The organism is Streptomyces sp. NPDC005722, from assembly GCF_040630935.1.
In the GTDB taxonomy this organism is placed as follows: domain Bacteria; phylum Actinomycetota; class Actinomycetes; order Streptomycetales; family Streptomycetaceae; genus Actinacidiphila.
In genome coordinates this window covers 38,361-59,641 of sequence record NZ_JBEXYN010000025.1, presented here as the reverse complement: position 1 = coordinate 59,641, position 21,281 = coordinate 38,361, and the positions used below count along the sequence as shown (strand labels likewise).

The following is a 21,281-nucleotide window of genomic DNA, read 5'->3' as shown; positions in this document are numbered from 1 at the left end:
CCGAGGCGGGGCCGAACTGCCGCCGGACGTGCCGGACCCGGGGCCGGGCGGCTCGCCGTGGCCGGGGAGCGCCGGGCGGCGGCGCGCGGCGCCGTATCGTTGTCGATCTCTTCGACGGGAGCCGCCATGAGCACGCCGCAGGACCTGATGATCGTCAGCATGGACGTGGCCTCGAGCCCTCCCGTCGAGGCGGGCGACCTGTCACTCGCGCTCGCCGGGGCCGAGGTGATCGACCTCCTCCGCGCCGGGGCCGTCACCCTGGACGGCGACCGCCTGGTGCCGCGGAGCGCGCCGGCCACCGGTGACCACCTCCTGGACCAGGCGGCGTCCGCGCTCGTCGACCGGGAACCGTACGAGGCGGTGGAGGACTGGCTGTGGCGCAGGGGCCGCAACCTCTCCTCGGTCTACCGCGCCGGGCTGCGGGCGTCCGGCCTCACCACCGTGAGCACCCCCCGCTGGCGGCCCTGGGCCGCCGGGGAGCCGGTGCTGCTGGACTCCCCCGCCCGCGGGGAGGCGCTGGGCCGCCGGGCGTCCGGGGAGCCGGTCCTGACCGCCCTGGCCGGCGCCGCGGGGATCTCCGGGAACAGCCAGGCCGGCGAGGGCACCGCCGAATCTGCCGGTGTCACCGACGACGCCGTGGCGACCGTGCTGGCCGCGGTGCACGACGCCGTCGAGGAGCTGCAGTCCGTGCGGCAGCGCAAGGACATCGAGAACGCGGCCTTCGACAACATCTGGCGGGCCTGACCGAGCCGGCGCCGGGAACGCGGCGGGGCCACGGGGATCGGCACGCTGCGGTCACCGCTGCGGCGGACGCCCGCGAGGAAGCTCGCCCGGAACGGGGCGGTGTCCGGGGCACGGTGCCGACTCGGGCCGGTCCACCCGGCGTCCGCGTCAGCCCGGGGTGCGGGAGGGGGCGGCGTTCCGGTCGTTCAGGGAGTGCGCGATGTCGCCGAGCAGCGGCGGGACGTCGTCGCGGCCGGTGACCGCCTCGATGAGGGCCGGCCGGCCCGGGGGCCGCGCGGCGCGGGCGAGTGCCGCGTCGAGCCCGTCCCCGGTGCGTACGGTGGCGACGAATGCGTCGCGCACGCCGAGCGCGGCCGGGACGGCGGTCCAGTCCCAGGCGGCGATGTCGTTGTAGGCGGCGCGGGCGCCGTGGATGACCCGCTCGACGGTGTAGCCCCGGTTGTTGACCAGGACGACCACGGGGGCGAGGCCGTGCCGCCCGAAGGTGCCCAGTTCCTGCACCGTCATCTGGGCCGAGCCGTCCCCGATGAGCAGGATGCCGCGGCGTGACCGGTCGGCCAGCATGGCACCCAGCAGCGCGGGGAGGGTGTAGCCGATCGAGCCCCACAGGGGCTGCCCGATGAAGCGCGTCCCGGCCGGCAGCCGCCGCGTGGCCATGCCGTAGTACGCGGTGCCCTGGTCCGCCGCGACGACGTCCCCGGGCCGCACCGCGGCGGCCACGGCGTTCCACAGGTGGTCCTGCGTCAGCGGGGCGTCCCCCGGTGTCGCCCCGGCGGCGGAGGCCGTCGGGCGGGGCGGGTGGGGCGCGGGCGGCGCCTCCCGGTCCGCGACGAGCCCGGCGAGCACGGCCAGCCCCGCACGCAGGGGCACGTCGTGGAAGACCTCGCCCTCGACGGTGGCGCTCGCGGGGCCGAGCGCGATGCCGGCCGAGGTGTCGAAGCCGTGGGTGAATCCGCCGCTGGTGGTGTCGGCGAGGACGACTCCGGCCCTGATCAGCAGGTCGGCGTCGTCCACGAGGTGGCGGACCACGGGGTCGCTGAAGGCTCCCGCGTACACCCCGAGGTGGAAGGGGTTCCCCTCGTCGGCGAGGTCCTTGCCGGAGACGAGGGTGGCGTGCGGCAGGGGCCCGGCGGCCACCAGGCGGGCGAGCTCGGCGCGCGCCCCGAAGCGGTCGACGAGGAAGTCCGCGAGCACGGTGACCGTTCGTGCCCGCTCCAGCCGTGCCCGCGCGGCCCGGCGGAACGCGGCAGTTCCGCCGCCGTCGGCCGCGGGCCCGGGTCGCGACGTGCGCTCCGGCGCGACTGGGGCGGCCACGACGTCCGAGGGCAGCCGCAGGTAGGCGGGGCGGCTGCTGCGTACGGCGGTGCCGAGGACCCGGTCGATCGTGGCCGCCGCGGTACCGGGACGCAGGGTGGCGTGCGCGCAGACGACCTCCGCCTGGGCGCGGGCGAACCGCTCGAAGTCGGCGTCGCCGAAGGTGTGGTGCAGATGGGCGCCGGTGCGTTCCGCGGCCAGCGCGGGACCGCCCGCGATGTGCAGCAGCGGGACGTACTCGGCGTAGCTGCCGGCCACCGCGTTGATCGCGCTGAGCTCGCCCACCCCGTACGTCGTCAGCAGCGCCCCGAATCCGGCGATCCGCGCGTAGCCGTCGGCCGCGTAGGCGGCTCCCAGTTCGTTGGCGGTGCCGACCCAGGCGATGCGGGGATGGGCGAGGACGCGGTCCAGGAAGGCGAGGTTGTAGTCGCCGGGGACTCCGAAGACGTGGGAGACGCCGAGGTCGGCGAGCCGGTCCAGCAGGTGGTCGGCCACGGTGGCCGGGGGGTCGTGTGCCATGCGAGTCGCCTCCAAGGTGCCGGGATGCGCCCTTCCAGGCTTCCTCCGCGGAACGTCCACCGAGCCCCCGGAAAGCGAGAATCCCACCGTCGTCACCCTGTGGAATCCGCAAATGCGCAGGTCACGGCCGCGCGTCAGCGGCGTATGGGGCCTATGGTGAAAGGGCGGCCGCACGCACCGGCACCGGCGGTGGCCGAGGCGGACCGGGCACGCGGGAAGGCGGTGGACGCTCATGGCGGCTCCTTCCCCGCCCGCCGGTTCACCGCGTGAGGACTGGCGGGACCTGGCAGCGTTGTGCTCGTCGGTCCGGGCGGAGCTGCCCGTACTGACCGCGGGCATCACCGACCGCATCCGCGAGGAGATCCCCGACTACCACCTCGTACCGCGCGCCGAGCACGAGGCGGGCGTCCTCGAGCAGAGCGAGGGACTGCTCACCGGCCTGCTCACCCGCCGGGGCCCGTCCGCGGAGGAGCGCGAGCGCGTCAGGGCGCTGGGGCGCGAGCGGGCCCGTGAGGGCCTCCCGCTGCATGCCCTGATCGCCGCCTTCCACGTGGGCTACCGGGAGGTCTGGAACCTCCTGCTCTCCCGCGCCGGGGCGGACGGCGAGGACGGCACGAGCCGGCAACTGGTGCGTCTCGTCGGCACCGTGTGGACCTGGGTCGAGCAGATCACCGGCGCCGCGGCCGAGGCGTACAACGAGGCACTGCGGGCCCGGGACGCCGTCCAACTGAGCCTGACCTACCGGTTCTTCCAGGGCCTGTACGCCCGCTCGCCGGGGACCGAGCCGGACATGGCGCAGCTGGCGCTCGCGCTGGGCTACGCCCCGGCCGGCACCTTCCAGGCCGTGTGCGCCCCGGCGTCCGCGTGGACCGACGAACAGCTCACCGAGCTGCGCGGCCGGCTCAACCGCCCTACGGGCACCGCCCGGTGCGCGAACCAGGGCGCCACGACGGTGGCCCTGGTGCAGGGCATGGCCGCCGACGCCGTGACCGGGGCGATGCGCGACCTGGTCCCGCGGCTGCCGATCGGCACCGGGCTGGCGCGCCCGGGACTGGCCGGCGCGGCCGCCACCGTCGTCGACGCCCAGGCTGCGCTCGCCCTGGCCCACGCCGACGGGCCGGCCGTCCCCTTCGACGGCGCGTGGCTGGCGGCGACGCTGTTCCCGCAGGCCGGCAGACTGGCGCCGCTGCTGGAAGCCGCCGCGGGCCCCGTCGCGTCGCATCCCGAACTGGCCCTGACCGTACGCGGGTTCGCCGACAACGGCTTCTCGCTCACCGCGACGGGCAGGGCGCTGCACCTGCATCCCAACACGGTGAAGTACCGCCTCAACCGCTGGCGTGAACTCACCGGTTGGGACGTGCACACCTGGCACGGACTGTCCGCGAGCCTGCTGGGACTGGAACTTGCGGAGGCGGGGGCGCTCGACCCGCGCCTCCAAGGTTGACGACGTCCCAACTCGCGGAGAACGGGGCGGTTCCGGACGATGAGGGCGAAGGATGGGTAGCATCCGGCAGCAACATCCGATACACGAGAAAGCGGCTGTCGTGTCCCACAACACAACCATTCAGGACCGGTATGCGACGCGTCTCGCAGAGGACCTGGAGAGCAACGCCAAGGAACAGGAAGCGGTCCGGGAGCAGGTCGCGGAGCTCCAGTCGCGGCTGACCCGGCTCGAGGACGAGCGGGCCTGGCTGACCCGGCTGCAGGGCACCGTGACGACCGGCGCACCGGACGCCGAGCCGGCCGGGGAGGTCACCGCGGAGGAGGCCGAGGCCGAGGAACTCCCCGCCGAGGAGGCGCCGGCCCCCGTCGCGGCCCCCGCGCCGCAGACGGGCAAGGCCCGGGCCGTTCCGCGTCCCCGCGCACGGAAGCCGGCCGGCGGGGCGAAGGCCAGGAAGACCGGCAAGAAGGCGGCGCCGGCCGAGGACAGGACCAAGGACGAGGACAAGGACAAGGACAAGCCGACCCTGCGCGGTCTCGTCGCCGACGTCCTCGCCGCGGACGACGAACCCCGCATGGTCAGTGAGTTCGTCGACGCGCTGGCCAAGCGGCACCCGGACCGCTCCGCACCGAGCGCCCCCGTCGTGCGCAACGCCCTGGAGGCGCTGGTCGCGAAGGGGCTCGCCGAGCGGTCCCGTCGCCAGGGCAGCGTCTTCTACACCCCGGTCGCCCCGTCGGCCGGCGGCACCGGTGCGGCCGCGTCCGAGGCCGGGGAACCGGTCCCCGCGCCGGCCTGACCGGACGCCGTGGCAGGGGCGTGCCTCTGCCACGGCGCATGGTCGCCCTCGGCGACGGTGTGTGCGCGGGGCGGCACGGAACGGTCAGGTCGCGACGTTCCTCAGCGCCGCACCGAGCGCCTGGAGGTCCACGCCCTCGAGGTGGTCGAGGAAGTGCCGGCGCACGGACGACAGGTTGGTCCGCCACGCCTCCCGCAGCCGGGCGAGGCCCTCGTCGGTGAGGACCGCGTTCCAGCCGCGCGCGTCCTGGGTGCACTTGACGCGCTGGACCAGTCCGTCCTTCTCCAGCCGGTGGACGACGCGGGTCATCCCGCTCACGGACAGCTCGCAGGCCCCGGCGAGGTCGCTCATGCGCATCTGCCGGTCGCGCGCCTCGGAGAGGTGCACCAGGGCCATGTACTCGATGAGCGGCAGTCGCTGCTCGCGGACCAGGTCAGCGTCCAGGGCCCGGGGCAGGGCGTAGATGACACGGCTCAGCGACCGGACGACCGCCTCCTCGTCGGGGGTGAGCGGCACCATCGCTTCAGGGGCCGCTTCCTGCCGCGGCATGACGTCTGACATGCCCCTACTTTACTTGCACAGCGAAGGAAGTGAACGCCCCCTAACAGCGGGGACCCGGAATCTTCATGAACTTGAGATCATCGGGCGTGTCGCCCCCTTTGTCCGCCGTTCGACGGCGCGCTCCGCGTGTGGGAGCAGCTGCTCGTATCATGGGGTGGACGTCCGGGAGGAAACCATGAGCGCTGCGCCGTCGAAAGCCGACTCGTGCAACAACCTGGCGCTGCGCAAGGCGGCCCGCTACCTCAGCGCGACCTACGACAAGGCCCTCGCCCCGGTCGGCCTCCGCGCGACGCAGTTCAGCATCCTGCAGCACCTCGGCGAGCGCGGGGAGACGACGATCACCGCCCTCGCCGACACGATCGCCATGGACCGCACGACGATGGCCTCGAACCTCAAGCCGCTCGCCCGGGAGGGCCTGGTCACCGTCGAGACGTCGGCGGCCGACCGCCGTGCGCGGATCGTCGCGATCACACCGGACGGCCTCGACCGGATGAAGGCGGCGATCCCCCTGTGGAACGAGGTGCAGTCCCGGTTCGAGGAGCGCTTCGGCCCCGAGGACGCGGCCCGGCTGCGCGGTTTCCTGGTAGCCGTCCTGGACACCGGTTTCGCACCCTGGGCGGAGTGAGCGGCCGGCGCCGCGGCACGTCATGACCTCGTGACGGCCACGCCGTCCGCGGCCTCGACGGCCTCCACGGTGCCGGGTGCGGTGCCGCGCCGGCGCCGCCGCCGGTCGTTGCACCAGGCGACCGCGCACGCGGCCCCGTACAGCAGGCTGATCGGCGCGGCGAGCAGCAGCATGCTGACCGGGTCCGTGCTGGGGGTGGCGATCGCCGCGAAGACGGCCACGCCCATGAGCATGCCGCGCCACCAGCCGGCCATCCGCCGGGCGCTGATCACCCCGCCCAGGTTCAGCAGCACGAGGAGCAGGGGGAGTTCGAAGGAGAGCCCGAAGACGAGGACCATGCGGGTGGCGAGGTCGAGGAAGTCGTCGACGGGCAGGATGTTGGTGGCGTTGTCCGGGGTGAAGGAGATCAGCACCCGGGCGGTCGTCGGCAGCGTCCGGTACGCCACCGCGGCACCGGTCAGGAACAGCGGGATCCCCGCCCCCAGGAAGGCCAGGGTGTACCTGCGCTCGCCGCGGTGCAGCCCCGGCGCGACGAAGGCCCACACCTGGTAGAGCCACACCGGGCTCGCGCCGACCACCCCCGCGGTGATCGACACCTTCAGCGCGAGGGTGAACGGCGAGAGCAGGCCGTTGAGGGAGATCACGCCGCAGTGATTCGAGCCGTCCGCCGCGGCGGCACCGGTCAGACGGCCGGGCGCGCAGCCGGGCAGCGGATCGATGAGGAACCCGATCAGTTGCCGGTGGAAGAGGGCCGCGCCGACGGTGACGAGCAGGATCGAGCCGACGGCCTTGAGCAGCCGGTTGCGCAGTTCGCGCAGGTGCTCCCGGAGCGGCATCAGGTCGGGGTCACGCGGGGTGCCGGTGGTCATGGGCGGTCCGTCCCGGGCGCTTCAGCGCCCGTGGGGTACGTCCGCCGCGGTGGCCTCCGGCGCCGCGTGCGGGGTCCCGGCCCCGGGTTCGAGGGCCGCGGTCCGCGCGGTGTCCGCGGCTTCGTCGGTGCCGTCCTCCCGCATGGCCTTGGTCTCGCTCCGCAGGATCCGGAGCGACTGCCCGAAGGAACGGGCCATGTCGGGGAGCCGTTTGGCGCCGAAGAGGAGGAGGACGACGACGAGGACGAGGAGGATCTCGGGTGCTCCGAGCCTGCCGAACATGGGTGTTTCCTTTCTGTGGTGCCGAGTTGCTTCGCGGTTCTGGGTTCTGGGGTGCTGGGTTCTGGGGTGCTGAGGTTCTGGGCTCGTGGTGCGCGGTGACGGGGCCGGGGGTCGGCCCCGTCACCGCCGCCGGGTTTCGGCGGGCGGATCGCGCGGGTCGAGGTCCGTGAGGTCCAGGTCCCGCAGTTCCTGCGGGAGTTCGTCCCGCAGACCCGCCCGGGCGCCCTGCGCGAGCTCACGGAGCCCGCGCAGGGCACGCACGGTGTCGGAGACCAGCCCGGGGAGCTTGTCGGGACCGACGAGGACGACCGCCACCACGAGCAGCGTCAGGACTTCCAGCGGGCCGATGTCGGAGAACACCGTGCCTCCCGTCTGTGGGTGGATCCGCCCGGGTCGGCCCCGGCCGAGGGTTTACGGGCTAACGGGCCGGCGCACCGGCGGCGCGGCGGTAGGGGGCGAGGAAGGTGCCGAGTTCCGCCAGCATCTCCTCGGGCGCCTGTTCGGCCACCCAGTGGCCGGCGCCGCGGACGACCACGCCCCGGACGTCCTCCGCCAGGTCCTGCATCGCGCCCCCGACGGCGCCGCCCCAGCTCTCGGATCCGCCGATCGCCAGGACCGGCATCGTCAGCTTCTTCTTCGCGCGTTCCTCGTTCTGCCGGCCGGTGGCGTCCCAGGCGCGGTAAAGGCCGAAGCTGCCGCGCAGGGTCGCGGGGTCGGAGAAGATGCGGACGTAGTAGTCGCGTGCGTACCGGGGCAGCCGCTCGCCGCCCTGGATGTCGAACTCGTAGCCGTAGAAGTCCGCTTCGCGGCCCCTCACCAGCCTTTCGATCAGCTCGTGGTCGACCCGGTTGAACGGGATGTGCCAGAGCCGCTCGTTGTGCTGCTCGTCCACGAACAGGATCGGCGAGGCGGACGGGCGCGGGGGGCCGGGGACCTCGGCGAGGGCCACGCGGGCGACCCGGTCCGGATGGTCGGCCGCCAGCGCGTAGCTGATGATCATCCCGGTGTCGTGGCCGACGACGGCGAACCGTTCGTGTCCGAGGGCGTCCATCAGGGCGATCAGGTCGCCCGCCAGGGTGCGGGTGTCGTACCCGCTCATGGGCTTGTCGGTGAGCCCCATGCCGCGCTGGTCGACGGCGATGACGGTGTGGTGCCGGGCCAGTTCCGGCATCAGCATCCGCCAGGCGTACCAGTTCTGCGGCCAGCCGTGCACGAGGAGCAGCGGCGGCCCGTCGCCTCCGATGACGACGTGCTGGCGCAGCCCGCCGGCCCGTACGAAGCGGCTGCGGAAGGTCCTGGCGAAGCCGGCCGGCAGCCGGGGTGCCGAGGAGACGGTGCCGGGCCCGTCCGGCGTCCGCGGGGCCCGGGCGGGCGAGGCCGAGGCCGCGGGCAGCCCTCCGGCCAGTGAGAGGCCGGCGACGGTGGCGGCCGAGGCGGCCGCGCCGCCGACGAAGGTGCGTCGTGACAGTCCGCGCGGGGCGCGGTGCGACGCCGGCTCCCGGGCGGGGCCGTCCTGCCCGGACGGCTCGACGGGGGGCATGTTCACGGGGATTCCTTTCACTATGAACGAGCAGATGCTCGTATCGGGGCGGGACAGGGCCGCGTCGGTACGGCTCCGTGCGCCCCGTGGGAGGGAGCCGGCGTCAGCGGCCGGGGAAGCGCTGCGAGATCTCCTGGAGCACCCAGCCGTTGCCGTCCGGGTCGCTGAAGGTGGCGAACGAGCCGTACGAGGCGCGCTCGGGCTGCCGGCCCGCGAGCCGCCCCTGCCCCTGCAGGCCGTGGGTGACGTCGCCGTCCCCGTGGCCGTGGAAGAGCAGCCCGCCCGCGTCGTGGAACACCTCGCTCACCTCGACGCCGCGGGCGAGCAGCTCGGCCCGGGCCTCCTCGATGTCGAGGACGGCCAGGTAGAGGCCCTGGACGGAGCCCGGCTCGGCGGAGGTGAGCCCCGTGCCGAACATCACCGAGCACTCCGAGCCCGGCGGGGTCAGGTGCACCGCGCGCCAGTCGGCGGTGGGGGACTTGTCCAGGTCCAGGCGGAAGCCCGCCGCCTCGTAGAACGCCTTGGCCCGGTCGACGTCGGACACGGGCAGCACGATCAGTTCCAGCTTCATGTACATGGGGAGGTCCTTCTTGGTTGACGACGGTGCGCCGCACGCGGGCGGGCCACCGTTCCGGGGACGAGGACGGCGGTCCCGCGCCGGTGCCGTGATCCGGTCACCGGCCGGGCCGCCGAGGGCCTCGAGTCGCCGTCAGGAGCGGCTCGACCTGCCTCGTGGTGATGACCGTAGGCGATTCGGTCCTAACGAGCAAAGGCGAACCAGTAGAAATCCGGCGTTCGTGACACAGCTCACCGTCGAGGACGTGAGCGAGGACCGTAACCGTTTCCCCCTTAACGAGAAGCGATCTAGACTGTCCGCGAAGGGAGACCCGTACGATGCCCGCACCCACGCCCGAGCGCAGTCCGCTGACCCAGCCCGAGGCCGCCGACGCACTCCTGCGCTTCCTCAACACGCACGCTTCGGGACCCCGGCAGCTCCCCGAGCGCTTCGCCGACGCCGATTCCCTCCAGGCATGGCTGCGGGAGCACGCTCCGGACACCGGCACCACCCACGTCACCGAGGCCGACGCCGCCGGCGCGCGCGAACTGCGCGACGCGCTGATCACCGTGCTGCTGGCGCACGCGGGCGACGGGAACACCACGCCCGAGGCCCTCGCGGGGGCGGAGGAGCACCTGCGCGGCGTGGCGGCCCGGTATCCGCTGACCACGGTCGTCACCGCCACGGGCGCCACCTTGACCAGCACGCAGACCGGCGTCCCCGGGCTGTTCGGGACCGTGCTGGCGAGCGTCACGGCACTCGCCCACGCCGGCGTGTGGGACAGGCTGCGCGCGTGCCGTCACGAGCCCTGCCACTTCTGCTTCTTCGACCGGACGCGCAACAGTTCGGCCGGCTACTGCGGCCCGAGGTGCGCCTCCCGCGCGTCGATGCGCGCCTACCGGCGGCGCAGGAAGGAACAGGCCGCCGGAACGGCGGCGGACTGAGCCGCGCACGCTGTGTCGCGCCGGTGGTGCGTCCGCCGTCCCCCACGCCCGTGATATGAACCTCGCAGGACGGAACTGGCACAAATCGGGCGGGCTCTGGGCCGACGCCCGGACAGCCGACGGGCGGAAGGCGGGTGGGCATGCCGCACTACGATCTTGTGGTCCTCGGGGCGGGAAGCGGCAACATGCTGTTCGGGGAGGGGTTCGCGCACCTGCGCCGTGCGATCGTCGAGCCCGGCCGGTTCGGCGGTACGTGCCTGAACCGGGGCTGCATCCCCAGCAAGATGTTCGTCGTCGCCGCCGACGCCGCCGAGAGCGCCCGGGCGGCGGCGCGGCTCGGGGTCCGCGCCACCGTCGAACCGGTGGACTGGAAGACCGTCCGCGACCGGGTGTTCCGCCGCATCGACCCGCTGCACGCCTCCGCCGTGGACTACCGCCGCGACCACGGCATCGACGTCTACACCGACGAGGCGCGCTTCGTCGCACCGAAGGTGCTGCAGGTGGGCGGGGAGCGGATCACCGCCGACACCTTCGTCGTCGCGGTCGGCTCGCGTCCCGACGTGCCGGACATCCCCGGACTGGACTCCGTGCCGTTCCACACCTCCGACACCATCATGCGGATCGAGGACGCCCCCGCGTCCCTGGCGATCATCGGCGGCGGCTTCATCGCGGCCGAGTTCGGCCACGTCTTCGCCGCGTTCGGTTCGGAGGTGACGATCGTCCAGCGGGGGCCCCGCCTGCTGATGGCAGAGGACGAGCAGGTGTCGGAGCGGTTCACCGAGCTCGCGGCCCGGCGGCACCGCCTCCTGCTCGGCGCCACCGTCGCCTCCGTCGAGCGCAGCCCCGGCGGGGTCGAGGTGAGCGTGACCTGCCCCGACGGCGACCACGTCGTCCAGGCCGAGACGCTGCTGGTGTGCACCGGCCGGCGGCCCAACAGCGACCGGCTGGACGCGACCGCCGGCGGGCTGGAACTCGACGAGCACGGCCACATCGTGACCGACAGCAGCTACCGCACGTCCGTGCCGGGGGTCTGGGCGCTGGGCGACGTGGTGAACCACTTCCAGCTCAAGCACATGGCCAACGCCGAGTCCCGGGTCGTGCAGCACAACCTGCTGCACCCCGGCGACCTGCGCACCCTCTCCAACCGGATCGCCCCGCACGCGGTCTTCACCAGCCCGCAGATCGCCGGCTTCGGGCTGACCGAGCAGGAGGCGCGCCGCCGTGGCGTCGAGTACCTGGTGAGCGTCCGCGACTACGCGGACACCGCCTACGGGTGGGCCCTGGAGGACACCACCAGTTTCGTGAAGGTCCTCGCGGACCCCCGCGACCGCAGGATCCTGGGCGCGCACATCATCGGTCCGCAGGCCGCGACGCTCATCCAGCCGCTGATCCAGGCCATGGCGCTGGGGCAGACGGCCGACCAGGTCGGCCGGGACGTGCTGTACATCCACCCGGCGCTCACCGAGGCCGTCGAACAGGCGCTGCTGGAGCTGTAGCCCGAGGCCGGCCCGGAGCGGTCCCGCCCGGGACTGGACCGCTCCGGGTCATGCCGTGGCAGCGCAGCGGGCTACATCTTCATGCCGCTCTGCATGTGCTTCATGTCGTGCGCGTCCATTCCCCGGCCCATGTCCATCAGCATCCGGTGGATGTCGTGGACCGGCGACGGCATGACGACGAAGGGCCGCATCATGCCCTCGTCCTCGTGGTCGAGGAGGTGGCAGTGGTACATCACCTTGCCGGTCTGGTCGGCGAGCCGTCCCGCCACGGTGACCAGGGTGTTGGCGTTGACGGTGATGGTGTCCTTCCAGCCGGACTCCTCGGGGGCGACCGGCACCGGCGCGCCGAGGGTGATGGGCTTCTTGGTCCGCGCGGTGGCGAAGTCCAGCCCCGAGGTGTCGGCGGCCCGCCGGTCGACGACCTGGAAGTTCATCAGGTGGATGTGCATCGGGTGGTAGATGGGCACGCCCTCGGGGGCGGCGCTGATGAAGTGCCACTTCTCCCAGGTGCCTGCGGCGGCGAAGAAGGTGGTGGTGTCCTCGAACATGGTGCCCGTGCGGCGCAGCGTCCGGGTGCCGCCCGGCATGTCGACGGTGACGATGCCGGTCCCCGGTGCCGTGCCGGACGGAACCTCCTCCATCTCCCAGATCTGGGGCATGGCACCGGTCGCGTCGAAGCCCAGCAGGACGAAGCGCTCGGTGGCGTCCTTGGGCACGTCGGCGAGGGAGAGCCTGCGGAACGACTTCGACAACGTTGTCGGGAGCGGGTGGAGCGCGCGGCGCTTCTTCTCGACGCGGAACTGCATGACCTCGGCGTGGGGGATCAGGAAGTCCGGCAGGTCGGCGCCGGCGGTCTGACCCGGGATCGTGTTGACGAGCTTGAGCTTCCTGCCAGGGAAGGCCGCGAAGTCGATGACGACGTCGGCGCGTTCGGCGGGCGAGAGCGAGAGCGCCTCGTCGATCGTCTGCGGCCTGCCGAGCAGGCCCATGTCGGTGCCGATGAGCTTCATGGCGCCGCGCACGACCTTGCCGGTCTCCTCGTCGACGACGACGAGGCGGTAGATGCGGGCACCGGAGACGTTCACCAGCCGGAAGCGGTAGGCGCGGGCCTGGACGTCCAGGTACGGCCACACCACCCCGTTGACCATGGTGAACGGCGCCAGGCTCGCCAGGGCGGGCGGGATGGCGCCCGGCATCGGCATCGAGCCGGGACCCAGGATCCGCTTGGCGAGCACCTGGCCGGTGAGCCGGCCCTGGGCGTCGGTGTCGAAGTTCACGTCCTGGATGGTCAGCGGGATCTCGTACTCGCCGCGGGGCAGACCGAGCCGGTCCTCCTCCGCGTCGCGCACCAGGTAGTTGCCGACCAGGCCGGACTGGACGTTGAGCGAGGTCACCGCCATGGCGTGGTCGTGGTAGAAGAGGTGCGTCGCCGCCTGGTCGTTGGCGTACTCGCCCAACTGCCCGTTGCCGGAGGTGACTCCGTACTCCGCGGCGCCGTCGCTCATGGCGTTCTGGTGGCCGCCGTGCACGTGGACGGTGGTCCAGGCGGTGAGCCGCTCGACCTCGGGGCGGGGGGACGCGCCCTCGGAGCCGGGCCGGTTGTAGGGCAGCAGACCGGGGCCGGGGCCCTCCGCCCCCACCCACACCGCCTTGAGCGGCGTCCTGCCCTTGAGCTTGTTGTTCCAGGCGATGCGGACGCGCTCGCCGCTGCGGACCTCGAGGGTCGGGCCGGGGAAGTGGCCGGCGTAGGTCCACATCCGGGTGGCCGGCATCTGGGAGTGCATCCGGACCCGGGACTCGACCATGTCGATCTCCGTGATCCCATGGCTCTTGGGGCGCAGCGTCGGCGGGACGCGCAGCGGGTCGCAGAACGGCTTCAGCGTCGTGAACGTGGGCTCGTTCACGCCCTGCAGCGCGTCGGCCGCCTCCGCCGTGTCCTGGAAGACGCCGGTGGCGGCGAGGACGCCGGTACCGGCGACGGCGACGGCGGCAGCGGTGGCCCCGGCCATGCCGAGGACGGTCCGCCTGCTGGTCGTTGACATGTGAGTGGTCATCCTGTTCTGGGTGGTACGGATGCGGGGGGCCGGGCCACGAAGGACCGCGCGCGCTCCCCCGGGTCCGGGGAGCGGTGTTCCGCGCGTCCGCGGGCGGCGCGGCGGTGCCGGACGGACGACGGGCGCCCTCGGGAGGTGCGGTACGGGCGGACGCGGTCGGTGCCGCCGGCGGCCCGGCGTCCCGTGTCAGGGCGGGCGCGCGGGCCTGCCGGCGGTCCCGGCAGGGTTCCTGCCGGTCCGGCGCCTGATGAGCGCGCATCCTCGCGGTGGGTTCGCCACCTCGGTGCGTCACTCGTACCCGGGCGGTCCCCCGGCCGGCGCCGAGCTCCCCCGCAAATTATTTGCTCGGTCAAGCAAGTAGATCAGTCGATCGCTTGTACGTGCAAGTAGCTTGATCCGCCATCAAACGGGCCGCGGCCGCGCCGGACGGACGGGGGGCCTGCGCCCGGCGTTCCGGCGTCCCGTGGCGGACGCCGGAACGGAGGGCGCGGGCTCAGCCCAAGTGGAAGTCCCGGCGAGCGGCGACGAACTGCTCGACGGTCCGGGCGGGCACGCCCGTGACGCGCTCGACGTCGTCCGACGCCCGGTCGCTCCTATATGCCGGGCGGCAAGGCGGCGGCCACCGGTGCGGGCCGCCCCGTACGGGAGGCGGGCGGTGTGCCGCCCAAGAGCGACGGGCCATCCGCGCACCTATACTCGCGGGGAGGGAGCCGTTCGATGACGAGCAACAGCACGCTCGGAGAACACCGCCGCGAGGGCGGGCCCGCACGGACCGGGGGCACGGGTCTCGAAGAGGTCCTGCACGGTGCCGTGCGCGAGACCCTGTTCCGGATGGACGCCGTGTCCGCGGCGGTCTACCTGCTGGGCCGGGAAGCCTCCGAGGTGCGTGCGGCGATGATCGCCGGCAGCCCGCCGTCCTGCTACACGATGCCGTGCCGGATGGCCATGGACATGCCGCGCGCCTCGACCCGGGCCGTCGCCACGGGCAAGGTGGCCGTCCTGCCCGACCCCGACCCGGCCGAACCGGGTGAGAGGTACGCCCTGCCCTACCCCTACGCGGCGATGGCCGCACCGGTCACCGCCGACGGGCGGTGCTTCGGCGCGCTCACCGTGCTGCGCGTGGAGAGCCACGGCGGCTTCGGCCCCGCGGACCGTAGGGTGCTGCAGGAGGTCGCGGACGCGCTGGCCACGGCGCTCGCCGGGCTCGCACGCACCGGCACCCCCATCACGGCCGGCCCCTCGCCCGCCCTCGTACCGGTGTTCCACTCGAGCATCCGCACCCCGGGCTGGGGGGTGCGCGGTGTCCCCGGCTCGGCCGGCGCCAGCCTGATGTACCCCCTGCGGCACTTCGCGGAACGGCTCAACGAGGCGATGAGCGTGGACCAGCTCATCGCGGCGGCCCGGGACTCCATCCTGTCCCCGTTCGGCGCCCGGGCCCTGGTGCTGGCCTCCGTCAGCGCGGGCCGGCTGTGGGTGCTGGGGCACAGCGGACCGTCCTCGGCCATGGTCCGCGAGCTCCACGGCGCCCGGCTCGGCGCGCACATCCCGGCGGTGGAGGCCGTCCGCGGGCACGCGCTCTTCCTGCCCGAGGGGCCGCCGGCGGAGACGGGCTCGGGCCGGCAGCGTGCCGGGCCGCCCGCCGAGGCCTACCTGCCGCTCGTCGTCGGGGGCAGGTCCTTCGCCGTGGAGTCCGACGCTAACCCGCACGTCGTCGGCGTGTGCTGCCTGGAGTTCGCGGGCCCTCGCGCCTTCCCGCCCGAGGAGCGCACGGTGCTCAGCATGATGGCCGGGATGCTGGGCGCCGCGGTGGAGCGGGTCGAACTGGGCGCCAGGCAGCGCGAGGTCGCGGAGCACCTGCAGCGCAGGCTGCTACCCCCGGTCCTCTCCGAGTTGCCGGGGCTCGCCACCACCGCGCGCTACCGTCCCGCCCTCACCACGGTCCAGGTGGGCGGCGACTGGTACGACGTGATCAAGGTGTCGGACGAGCGGATGGTGCTCGTCGTCGGCGACGTCGAGGGCCACGACCTGGACAGCGCCGCCGTCATGGGCCAGGCGCGCACCGCCCTCACCGCGTACGCCACCGAGGGCCACCCACCCGCCGTGGTGATCGACCGGACGGGCCGGCTGCTCGCCGAACTCGGCACGGAGCAGCTCGTGACGTGCTGCGTCATCGCCCTGGACACCGGCGACGGCATGGCCGAGGTGGCCCTTGCCGGGCATCCCGCGCCGGTCGTACGGCGTCCCGACGGGAGCGTCGACACCCTGGACGCGCCGGCCAATCTCCCCCTGGGCGTCACCGCCCGTCACCCGTACCGCAGTTGCGAGCACAGGCTGGCACCGGGGTCGGTGCTGATGCTCTACTCCAACGGCCTGACGGGCTCCGCCACCGGCGATCCCGGCGCGTGCGCCCGGGAACTGCTGCGCACGGGCGGCCGGGAGGCGGGGGCCGACCTGGAGCAGCTGGCCGACCGCCTGGTCGCCGAGGTCTCCGCCCCCCGGTGGCGCGGCGACGACGCGGTGCTGCTCCTGGCCCGCTACGAGGGCGCCGTGGGCGAGGGTGCGCCGCGGACGGCCTGCCTGCACGTACAGCGCCGCGACCTGCACGGGGTCAAGGCGGCACGGGAGTTCGTCGACGAGCATTTGCGCGCGTGGGGGCTGGCGGACCTGTCGGACGCCCTCCGGCTGATCGCGTCCGAGATCGTGACCAACGCCCTCGTCCACGCCGGCAGCGACGTCGACGTCCGGCTGCGGGCCTTCGAGGACCGCGTGCGGCTGGAGGTGCGGGACTCCGACGGCAATCCGCCCGTGCCCTCGCCGCTGACCCTGGACGAGGAGGAGAACGCCGAGGCCGAGCACGGCCGGGGCCTGCTCATCGTGGAGGCCCTCGCCGGGCAGTGGAATACCTCGCCCAACGGCCGCGGCAAAACGGTCTCCCTGGACCTGCCCGTACCGGGCGCCTGACCGGGGGGTGCGGAGCGGCTCACCGAGCCGTCAATGTGGACGGACGTGGCCGTGGTGGTGGTCGTCGTCGTGGGCGGCGTGGTCGTGGCCCGCGGGGCGCCCGGACAGGGTGCGGGCTCGGCTGGTGACCTCGTCCCCGCGGACCACGTCCCGCTCGGCGAGCACGTCCTCCAGGGCGGCGAGCCACAGCCGGTAGTAGTGCCAGGGCTCGTCACCGGTGGGCCCGTTCTCCCAGGCGCGGATGCGGGCGATCAGCGCGGCCCGGAACCGCGGCCAGTCGAAGGCGCCCGCCTCGTGGAGGCCGACGGCCATGCCGAAGGCGCGGCTCTCCCAGGGTTCGGCGAAGACCAGCTCGCCGTTGGCGCGGGGCGGGGCGGCCGGGCCGTCGACGTCCAGGGGCGCGGTCACGGCGCCGTCACCTTCGCCACGCCGACCATGGCGTCCCGGGTCACCAGCGGCACGAGTTCCTCCTCGGTCAGGTGCTCCGTGCCGGCCGGGCGTTCGGGCAGCACCAGCCAGCGCACCTCGCTGGTGGAGTCGCGGACGGTGATCGCGACGTCGTCGGCGAGGTCGAGACCCATCTCCGAGAGCACCGCGCGCGGTTCGCGCACCACGCGCGAGCGGTAGGCGGGATCCTTGTACCAGCTCGGCGGCAGCCCGAGCACCGGCCACGGGTAGCAGGAGCACAGGGTGCAGACCACCACGTTGTGGGTGGTGGGGGTGTTCTCGACGACGACGATGTGCTCGCCCTGCGGACCGGAGAAGCCCAGTTCCGCGATGGCCGCGGTGCCGTCCTGGAGCAGCCGGCGCCTGTACTGCGGGTCGGTCCACGCCCGGGCGACCACCTTGGCCCCGTTGAGCGGGCCCACCTGGGTCTCGTAGGTGGCGATGATCGTGTCCATCGCCGCCGGGTCGATCAGGCCGCGCTCGGTGAGCAGTTGCTCGAGCGCCTCGGTGCGCAGGGCCGGGGAGGGGCGGTCGTCCGGGCCGCTGGTGGGGGTCATGAACGGGGCTCCAGGTAGCTCTCGAACAGCTCGGCGGTGACGGAGAAGGGTTCGGTGCCGGGGCCCCACAGTTCGCGGGAGTCGAACCGGACCGAGTAGACGTGCTGCGGGTTCTCGCCCAGGAAGTGCGCGTGGGTGTCCGGCAACAGCGCGGCGGGCTGCACCCGTTCGACGACGCCGGCGCGTCCGCGCACGTAGCCCGGCAGCCGCGTGTGCCCGGGCGGGGACATGTCCTTCGCCCGGACCGGCTCGTCGACGGCGAAGGCCGGCGGGGTGTCCACCGTGCGGAGCGAGCCCGGGGCGGTGGGGGTGTAGTCGGGGCGGACCGGTTCGGGGAACGGCGGCTCCGCGAGGCGCTCGCCGTGCAGGTTGCGGGCGCGGGTCCGGACGGCGGTGGGCGCGAGGACGGCGGTCTCGGTGAGCACCAGCTCCGCGGCGTTCAGCCACCGGCCGAAGTAGCCCTCGTCCAGGTAGGCGGCCCGGTCCAGGCGTTCCGTGGCGTGCCGGAAGGCGTCCACGTTGTAACCGGCCACCCGGATGGAGAGGAGCGCGAGCGCGAACGCCCGCGCCTGCCAGGGTTCCGCGAAGACCGGTTCGCCGGGTCGTGGCGGCCGGACGGGCCCCCATCCCTCGGTGCCCCCCATGTCGGCGATGCCCTCCATGGCGTGCCCTTCCGTGTGCCGGGATCACTGGCACACCAGCTTGGCCCGTGGGCGGCGGGCACTGCCGCAGACACGGCCCGGGTGGCCTCCGGTTCCATCCGATGGGCCGTCAGGCTCCCGTCCTACCGCGGGGCGAGGAACTCCCGGGCGCCGCGCAGCCGGGTCCGTATGAGCCGCCGGGTGGCGGCACTGTCGAGGCGGACGTCGAGGGGGCCGGGCACGGGGCCGTCGGCACGGCGCCCGGCGGGCAGCGCTGCGGCGTCGAGGCCGTCGCGGCGGGCGATGAGGGCACCGAGTTCGTGGCGGCTGAGGGCGTCCGTCCCGGCGAGGTGGAACACCCCGGAGGCGTCGGAGGCGGCGAGTTCCCACAGGGCGGCGGCGAGGTCCGCGACGTGCACCGGGCAGCGGACGTCGTCGGTGAACAACGCGCCGTCGCGTACGCCGGCGGCCAGGTCGTGGACCAGGCTCTCGTGCACCGATCCGCCGTCGCCGATGATCAGCGAGGTGCGCGCGACGACGGCGGACGGCACCAGGAGCCGCACCGCGGTCTCGGCGGCCGCCTTCGCCGCGCCGTACGGGGTGACGGGGTCGGGCAGGCAGGTCTCGTCGTAGTGGACGCGGGACCCGGAGAAGACGGCGTCGCTGGAGACGTGGACGAGGCGGCAGCCGTGTTCCGCCGCGGCCAATGCCAGCCGGACCGCGCCGTCGGCGGTGACCTCCCAGTCGCTGTAGCCGCTGGTGGCGTTGACGACGGTGTCGGGCGCGACCTCGGCCAGCAGCCCGGCGGGGTCGCCGGGCGCGCGGAGGTCGAGGTGGTGCCACGGGACGCCGGGAACGCCGCCGGGACGCCGGGAGCGGTACGTCGCGGCCGTGTCGAGACCCGCGGCCACGGCCTGCCGTACGAGTTCCCTGCCCAGGAAGCCGCTGCCGCCGACGATGAGGACCTTCACGGGCCCCACCGTAGGGCAGCCGCACGGCCGTGGGACCCGTCCGTGCCCGGGAACCTGCCGCGGCGGTGCGCGGTCGCCTCCTCCTGGGGCCGTTCGCCGACGTCGTGACGGGCGGCGCGGTGCGGGAGACGGCCGGCGCGCGGTCGCGGTCCGGGGAGGGTCGTCCTCGCAGGGGGCCGGGGCCGGCGGTCGTGCTCGCCACCTCGCAGGGCTGGGCCGGGGGTCCGGCGCGGCGGCCGACCGGCGAGCGTCGGTTCGTGGCCCCCCAGGCGTTCCTGACGCGGCGGCGTCCGCTCAGCCGGCCGGGGGCGTGTCGTGTGCGGGGCGTCGTTGCCGGGGGACGACCGCGGAGAGGGAGGCGGCTGCGCCGGCCCGGGCGTGCGTGGTGTTCCAGGCCTTGATGACGGGGCGGCCGTGCTCGGTGCCGAGCCGGCTGACGGTGCCGGTGTCCAGGGCGAACAGCGAACCGGCGGACGGCGGCAGGCCGAGGCGGCGGGCGGTGAGGACGCGCAGGATGTGGCCGTGGGCGACGAGCAGCACGTCGCCCGCGTCGGGGTCGAGCAGCAACGGCTCGACACGGGCGAGCACGCGGTCGGCGCGGCGGCCGACGTCCTCGGGGCTCTCGCCGGGATGTTCCGCGCCTCCGGGGGCGACGCCGTCGGTCCACAGGTTCCACGTCGGGCGGGTGCGGTGGATCTCCGCCGTGGTGACGCCCTCGTAGCCCCCGTAGTCCCATTCGCTGAGGTCCGGGTCGATCCCGGCGACGGTCACCCCGGCGAGTTCCGCGGTGCGTACGGCGCGGCGCAGGGGGCTGCTCAGGGCGAGGGCGATGTCGTGCCCGCGCAGCAGCGGGGCGACCCGGGCGGCCTCGCCCTCGCCGTGCGGTGTCAGGGGGAGGTCGGTGTGGCTGGTGTGCTGCCGGGACAGGGTCCACGCGGTTTCGCCGTGGCGGAGCAGGAGCAGGTCGCCCATGGTCGTTCATCCACTTTCGGCACGGAGGAGGGGCGGTGCGGGTAAGGCGGTGCGGAGCCCGCGCCGGCCGGCGCGGGCTCCGGCGGTGACTAGGCCTGGTCGGCCGCGGAGGTGACGGCGTGGCCGCCGAACTGGTTGCGGAGCGCGGCGATCATCTTCATCTGCGGGGAGTCGTCCTGGCGGGACGCGAAGCGCGCGAAGAGGGAGGCCGTGATCGCGGGCAGCGGCACGGCGTTGTCGATGGCGGCCTCGACGGTCCAGCGGCCCTCGCCGGAGTCGTCGGCGCGACCCCTGAGTTCGTTGAGGTGCTCGTCCTCGTCGAGGGCGTTGACGGCCAGGTCCAGCAACCAGGAGCGGATGACGGTGCCCTCCTGCCAGGAGCGGAACACCTCGCGCACGTCCGTGACGGAGTCGACCTTCTCCAGCAGCTCCCAGCCCTCGGCGTAGGCCTGCATCATGGCGTACTCGATGCCGTTGTGGACCATCTTCGCGAAGTGGCCGGCACCGACCGCGCCCGCGTGGACGAAGCCGAAGTCGCCCTCGGGCTTGAGGGCGTCGAAGACCGGCCGCACCTTCTCGACGTCCTCGGCCCGGCCGCCGACCATGAGGGCGTAGCCGTTCTTCAGGCCCCAGACGCCGCCGGAGACACCGGCGTCGACGAAGCCGATGCCCTTGGCGGCCAGTTCCGCGGCGTGCTTCTCGTCGTCCGTCCAGCGGGAGTTGCCGCCGTCGACGACGATGTCGCCCGGTGCGAGGAGGCCGCCGAGCTCGTCGACCACGGACTGGGTGGCGGCGCCGGCCGGCACCATCACCCACACCACGCGCGGTGCGTCGAGCTTGTCGACCAGTTCGGTGAGGCTGCCGACGTCGGCCAGGTCGGGGTCCCGGTCGTAGCCGACGACGGTGTGGCCCGCGCGGCGGATCCGCTCGCGCATGTTGCCGCCCATCTTGCCGAGGCCGACGAGTCCGAGTTGCATGTCAGGTGCTCCTT

The 21,281-nt window shown here is 73.9% G+C and carries 21 protein-coding genes; 7 read left to right on the top strand and 14 right to left on the bottom strand.

The window, feature by feature from the left end; genetic code table 11:
• Window positions 1–126: 126 nt before the first annotated feature.
• A complete protein-coding gene (locus ABZ479_RS26190; protein ID WP_500463823.1) occupies window positions 127–744 on the top strand; it encodes a GOLPH3/VPS74 family protein in 618 nt (205 codons plus the stop codon).
• A 147-nt stretch (window positions 745–891) separates the two neighbouring features.
• Here ABZ479_RS26190 and ABZ479_RS26185 read toward each other — a convergent pair whose 3' ends face one another.
• Window positions 892–2,577, bottom strand: a complete 1,686-nt coding sequence (locus ABZ479_RS26185; protein WP_500463822.1) for an alpha-keto acid decarboxylase family protein — start codon at window positions 2,575–2,577, stop codon at window positions 892–894.
• 232 nt (window positions 2,578–2,809) lie between these two features.
• Between ABZ479_RS26185 and ABZ479_RS26180 the strand changes: the two genes are divergently transcribed.
• Together ABZ479_RS26180 and ABZ479_RS26175 are read left to right on the top strand one after the other, a co-directional pair.
• Window positions 2,810–4,021 carry a PucR family transcriptional regulator gene (locus ABZ479_RS26180; RefSeq protein ID WP_500463821.1) on the top strand — a complete coding sequence of 404 codons (1,212 nt, stop codon included), beginning with the start codon at window positions 2,810–2,812 and terminating at the stop codon, window positions 4,019–4,021.
• 100 nt (window positions 4,022–4,121) lie between these two features.
• Window positions 4,122–4,814 (top strand): hypothetical protein, encoded by a 693-nt coding sequence (locus ABZ479_RS26175; protein ID WP_500463820.1) that lies wholly within the window; start codon window positions 4,122–4,124, stop codon window positions 4,812–4,814.
• An 84-nt stretch (window positions 4,815–4,898) separates the two neighbouring features.
• Here ABZ479_RS26175 and ABZ479_RS26170 read toward each other — a convergent pair whose 3' ends face one another.
• Window positions 4,899–5,375 (bottom strand): MarR family winged helix-turn-helix transcriptional regulator, encoded by a 477-nt coding sequence (locus ABZ479_RS26170; protein ID WP_500463819.1) that lies wholly within the window; start codon window positions 5,373–5,375, stop codon window positions 4,899–4,901.
• A 175-nt stretch (window positions 5,376–5,550) separates the two neighbouring features.
• On the opposite strand from ABZ479_RS26170, the gene ABZ479_RS26165 reads away from it, so the two are divergent.
• Window positions 5,551–6,000, top strand: coding sequence for a MarR family winged helix-turn-helix transcriptional regulator (locus tag ABZ479_RS26165; RefSeq protein ID WP_499601122.1), 450 nt, complete (start codon window positions 5,551–5,553; stop codon window positions 5,998–6,000).
• A gap of 20 nt (window positions 6,001–6,020) precedes the next feature.
• On the opposite strand, the gene tatC is transcribed toward ABZ479_RS26165, so the two are convergent.
• From tatC to ABZ479_RS26140, 5 genes are all read right to left on the bottom strand, one after another.
• Entirely contained in the window at window positions 6,021–6,869 is an 849-nt protein-coding gene (tatC, locus tag ABZ479_RS26160; protein WP_500463818.1) for a twin-arginine translocase subunit TatC, read from the bottom strand.
• A 21-nt stretch (window positions 6,870–6,890) separates the two neighbouring features.
• Window positions 6,891–7,151, bottom strand: coding sequence for a Sec-independent protein translocase subunit TatA (tatA, locus tag ABZ479_RS26155; RefSeq protein ID WP_500463817.1), 261 nt, complete (start codon window positions 7,149–7,151; stop codon window positions 6,891–6,893).
• 120 nt (window positions 7,152–7,271) lie between these two features.
• Complete coding sequence (locus ABZ479_RS26150; protein ID WP_500463816.1) at window positions 7,272–7,511, bottom strand: twin-arginine translocase TatA/TatE family subunit; 240 nt, start codon at window positions 7,509–7,511, stop codon at window positions 7,272–7,274.
• A gap of 58 nt (window positions 7,512–7,569) precedes the next feature.
• On the bottom strand, window positions 7,570–8,691 hold the full coding sequence (locus ABZ479_RS26145; protein ID WP_500463864.1) for an alpha/beta fold hydrolase: 1,122 nt from the start codon (window positions 8,689–8,691) through the stop codon (window positions 7,570–7,572).
• 103 nt (window positions 8,692–8,794) lie between these two features.
• Window positions 8,795–9,268: a VOC family protein gene (locus ABZ479_RS26140; RefSeq protein WP_500463815.1), complete on the bottom strand. Its 474-nt coding sequence runs from the start codon at window positions 9,266–9,268 to the stop codon at window positions 8,795–8,797.
• Window positions 9,269–9,585: 317 nt separating this feature from the next.
• Between ABZ479_RS26140 and ABZ479_RS26135 the strand changes: the two genes are divergently transcribed.
• The gene (locus tag ABZ479_RS26135) at window positions 9,586–10,191 is read left to right on the top strand and encodes a CGNR zinc finger domain-containing protein (RefSeq protein ID WP_500463814.1); all 606 of its coding nucleotides are present in this window, start codon (window positions 9,586–9,588) and stop codon (window positions 10,189–10,191) included.
• Window positions 10,192–10,331: 140 nt separating this feature from the next.
• The gene (locus ABZ479_RS26130; protein ID WP_500463813.1) at window positions 10,332–11,687 is read left to right on the top strand and encodes a mycothione reductase; all 1,356 of its coding nucleotides are present in this window, start codon (window positions 10,332–10,334) and stop codon (window positions 11,685–11,687) included.
• A gap of 71 nt (window positions 11,688–11,758) precedes the next feature.
• Here the strand turns inward: ABZ479_RS26130 and ABZ479_RS26125 are convergent, their stop codons facing one another.
• Window positions 11,759–13,729, bottom strand: a complete 1,971-nt coding sequence (locus ABZ479_RS26125; protein WP_500463812.1) for a multicopper oxidase family protein — start codon at window positions 13,727–13,729, stop codon at window positions 11,759–11,761.
• Between the two features lie 729 nt (window positions 13,730–14,458).
• Between ABZ479_RS26125 and ABZ479_RS26120 the strand changes: the two genes are divergently transcribed.
• Entirely contained in the window at window positions 14,459–16,702 is a 2,244-nt protein-coding gene (locus tag ABZ479_RS26120) for a SpoIIE family protein phosphatase (protein ID WP_500463811.1), read from the top strand.
• 30 nt (window positions 16,703–16,732) lie between these two features.
• On the opposite strand, the gene ABZ479_RS26115 is transcribed toward ABZ479_RS26120, so the two are convergent.
• The 6 genes from ABZ479_RS26115 to gnd all read right to left on the bottom strand — a co-directional run bounded on the left by ABZ479_RS26115 (window position 16,733) and on the right by gnd (window position 21,267).
• On the bottom strand, window positions 16,733–17,110 hold the full coding sequence (locus tag ABZ479_RS26115) for a nitrile hydratase accessory protein (RefSeq protein WP_500463810.1): 378 nt from the start codon (window positions 17,108–17,110) through the stop codon (window positions 16,733–16,735).
• Window positions 17,107–17,706, bottom strand: a complete 600-nt coding sequence (nthA, locus tag ABZ479_RS26110; protein ID WP_499601111.1) for a nitrile hydratase subunit alpha — start codon at window positions 17,704–17,706, stop codon at window positions 17,107–17,109. The genes ABZ479_RS26115 and nthA overlap by 4 nt, the downstream gene beginning before the upstream one ends.
• Window positions 17,703–18,368 carry a nitrile hydratase subunit beta gene (gene nthB, locus ABZ479_RS26105; protein WP_500463809.1) on the bottom strand — a complete coding sequence of 222 codons (666 nt, stop codon included), beginning with the start codon at window positions 18,366–18,368 and terminating at the stop codon, window positions 17,703–17,705. Before nthB ends, nthA begins: the two co-directional genes overlap by 4 nt.
• A 122-nt stretch (window positions 18,369–18,490) precedes the next feature.
• Window positions 18,491–19,318, bottom strand: a complete 828-nt coding sequence (locus tag ABZ479_RS26100; protein ID WP_500463808.1) for an SDR family oxidoreductase — start codon at window positions 19,316–19,318, stop codon at window positions 18,491–18,493.
• 294 nt (window positions 19,319–19,612) lie between these two features.
• Window positions 19,613–20,290: a histidine phosphatase family protein gene (locus tag ABZ479_RS26095; RefSeq protein ID WP_499601108.1), complete on the bottom strand. Its 678-nt coding sequence runs from the start codon at window positions 20,288–20,290 to the stop codon at window positions 19,613–19,615.
• Window positions 20,291–20,379: 89 nt separating this feature from the next.
• Window positions 20,380–21,267, bottom strand: coding sequence for a phosphogluconate dehydrogenase (NAD(+)-dependent, decarboxylating) (gene gnd / locus ABZ479_RS26090; RefSeq protein WP_500463807.1), 888 nt, complete (start codon window positions 21,265–21,267; stop codon window positions 20,380–20,382).
• Between the last annotated feature and the right edge of the window lie 14 nt (window positions 21,268–21,281).

Excerpts from the sequence above, each read along its gene's own strand:
- ABZ479_RS26190 (WP_500463823.1), top strand. The coding sequence starts at position 127 with ATGAGCACGCCGCAGGACCTGATGATCGTCAGCATGGACGTGGCCTCG.
- ABZ479_RS26185 (WP_500463822.1), bottom strand. The coding sequence starts at position 2,577 with ATGGCACACGACCCCCCGGCCACCGTGGCCGACCACCTGCTGGACCGG.
- ABZ479_RS26180 (WP_500463821.1), top strand. The coding sequence starts at position 2,810 with ATGGCGGCTCCTTCCCCGCCCGCCGGTTCACCGCGTGAGGACTGGCGG.
- ABZ479_RS26170 (WP_500463819.1), bottom strand. The coding sequence starts at position 5,375 with ATGTCAGACGTCATGCCGCGGCAGGAAGCGGCCCCTGAAGCGATGGTG.
- ABZ479_RS26165 (WP_499601122.1), top strand. The coding sequence starts at position 5,551 with ATGAGCGCTGCGCCGTCGAAAGCCGACTCGTGCAACAACCTGGCGCTG.
- tatC (WP_500463818.1), bottom strand. The coding sequence starts at position 6,869 with ATGACCACCGGCACCCCGCGTGACCCCGACCTGATGCCGCTCCGGGAG.
- tatA (WP_500463817.1), bottom strand. The coding sequence starts at position 7,151 with ATGTTCGGCAGGCTCGGAGCACCCGAGATCCTCCTCGTCCTCGTCGTC.
- ABZ479_RS26145 (WP_500463864.1), bottom strand. The coding sequence starts at position 8,691 with ATGCCCCCCGTCGAGCCGTCCGGGCAGGACGGCCCCGCCCGGGAGCCG.
- ABZ479_RS26140 (WP_500463815.1), bottom strand. The coding sequence starts at position 9,268 with ATGTACATGAAGCTGGAACTGATCGTGCTGCCCGTGTCCGACGTCGAC.
- ABZ479_RS26135 (WP_500463814.1), top strand. The coding sequence starts at position 9,586 with ATGCCCGCACCCACGCCCGAGCGCAGTCCGCTGACCCAGCCCGAGGCC.
- ABZ479_RS26130 (WP_500463813.1), top strand. The coding sequence starts at position 10,332 with ATGCCGCACTACGATCTTGTGGTCCTCGGGGCGGGAAGCGGCAACATG.
- ABZ479_RS26125 (WP_500463812.1), bottom strand. The coding sequence starts at position 13,729 with ATGTCAACGACCAGCAGGCGGACCGTCCTCGGCATGGCCGGGGCCACC.
- ABZ479_RS26120 (WP_500463811.1), top strand. The coding sequence starts at position 14,459 with ATGACGAGCAACAGCACGCTCGGAGAACACCGCCGCGAGGGCGGGCCC.
- nthA (WP_499601111.1), bottom strand. The coding sequence starts at position 17,706 with ATGACCCCCACCAGCGGCCCGGACGACCGCCCCTCCCCGGCCCTGCGC.
- nthB (WP_500463809.1), bottom strand. The coding sequence starts at position 18,368 with ATGGAGGGCATCGCCGACATGGGGGGCACCGAGGGATGGGGGCCCGTC.
- ABZ479_RS26095 (WP_499601108.1), bottom strand. The coding sequence starts at position 20,290 with ATGGGCGACCTGCTCCTGCTCCGCCACGGCGAAACCGCGTGGACCCTG.
- gnd (WP_500463807.1), bottom strand. The coding sequence starts at position 21,267 with ATGCAACTCGGACTCGTCGGCCTCGGCAAGATGGGCGGCAACATGCGC.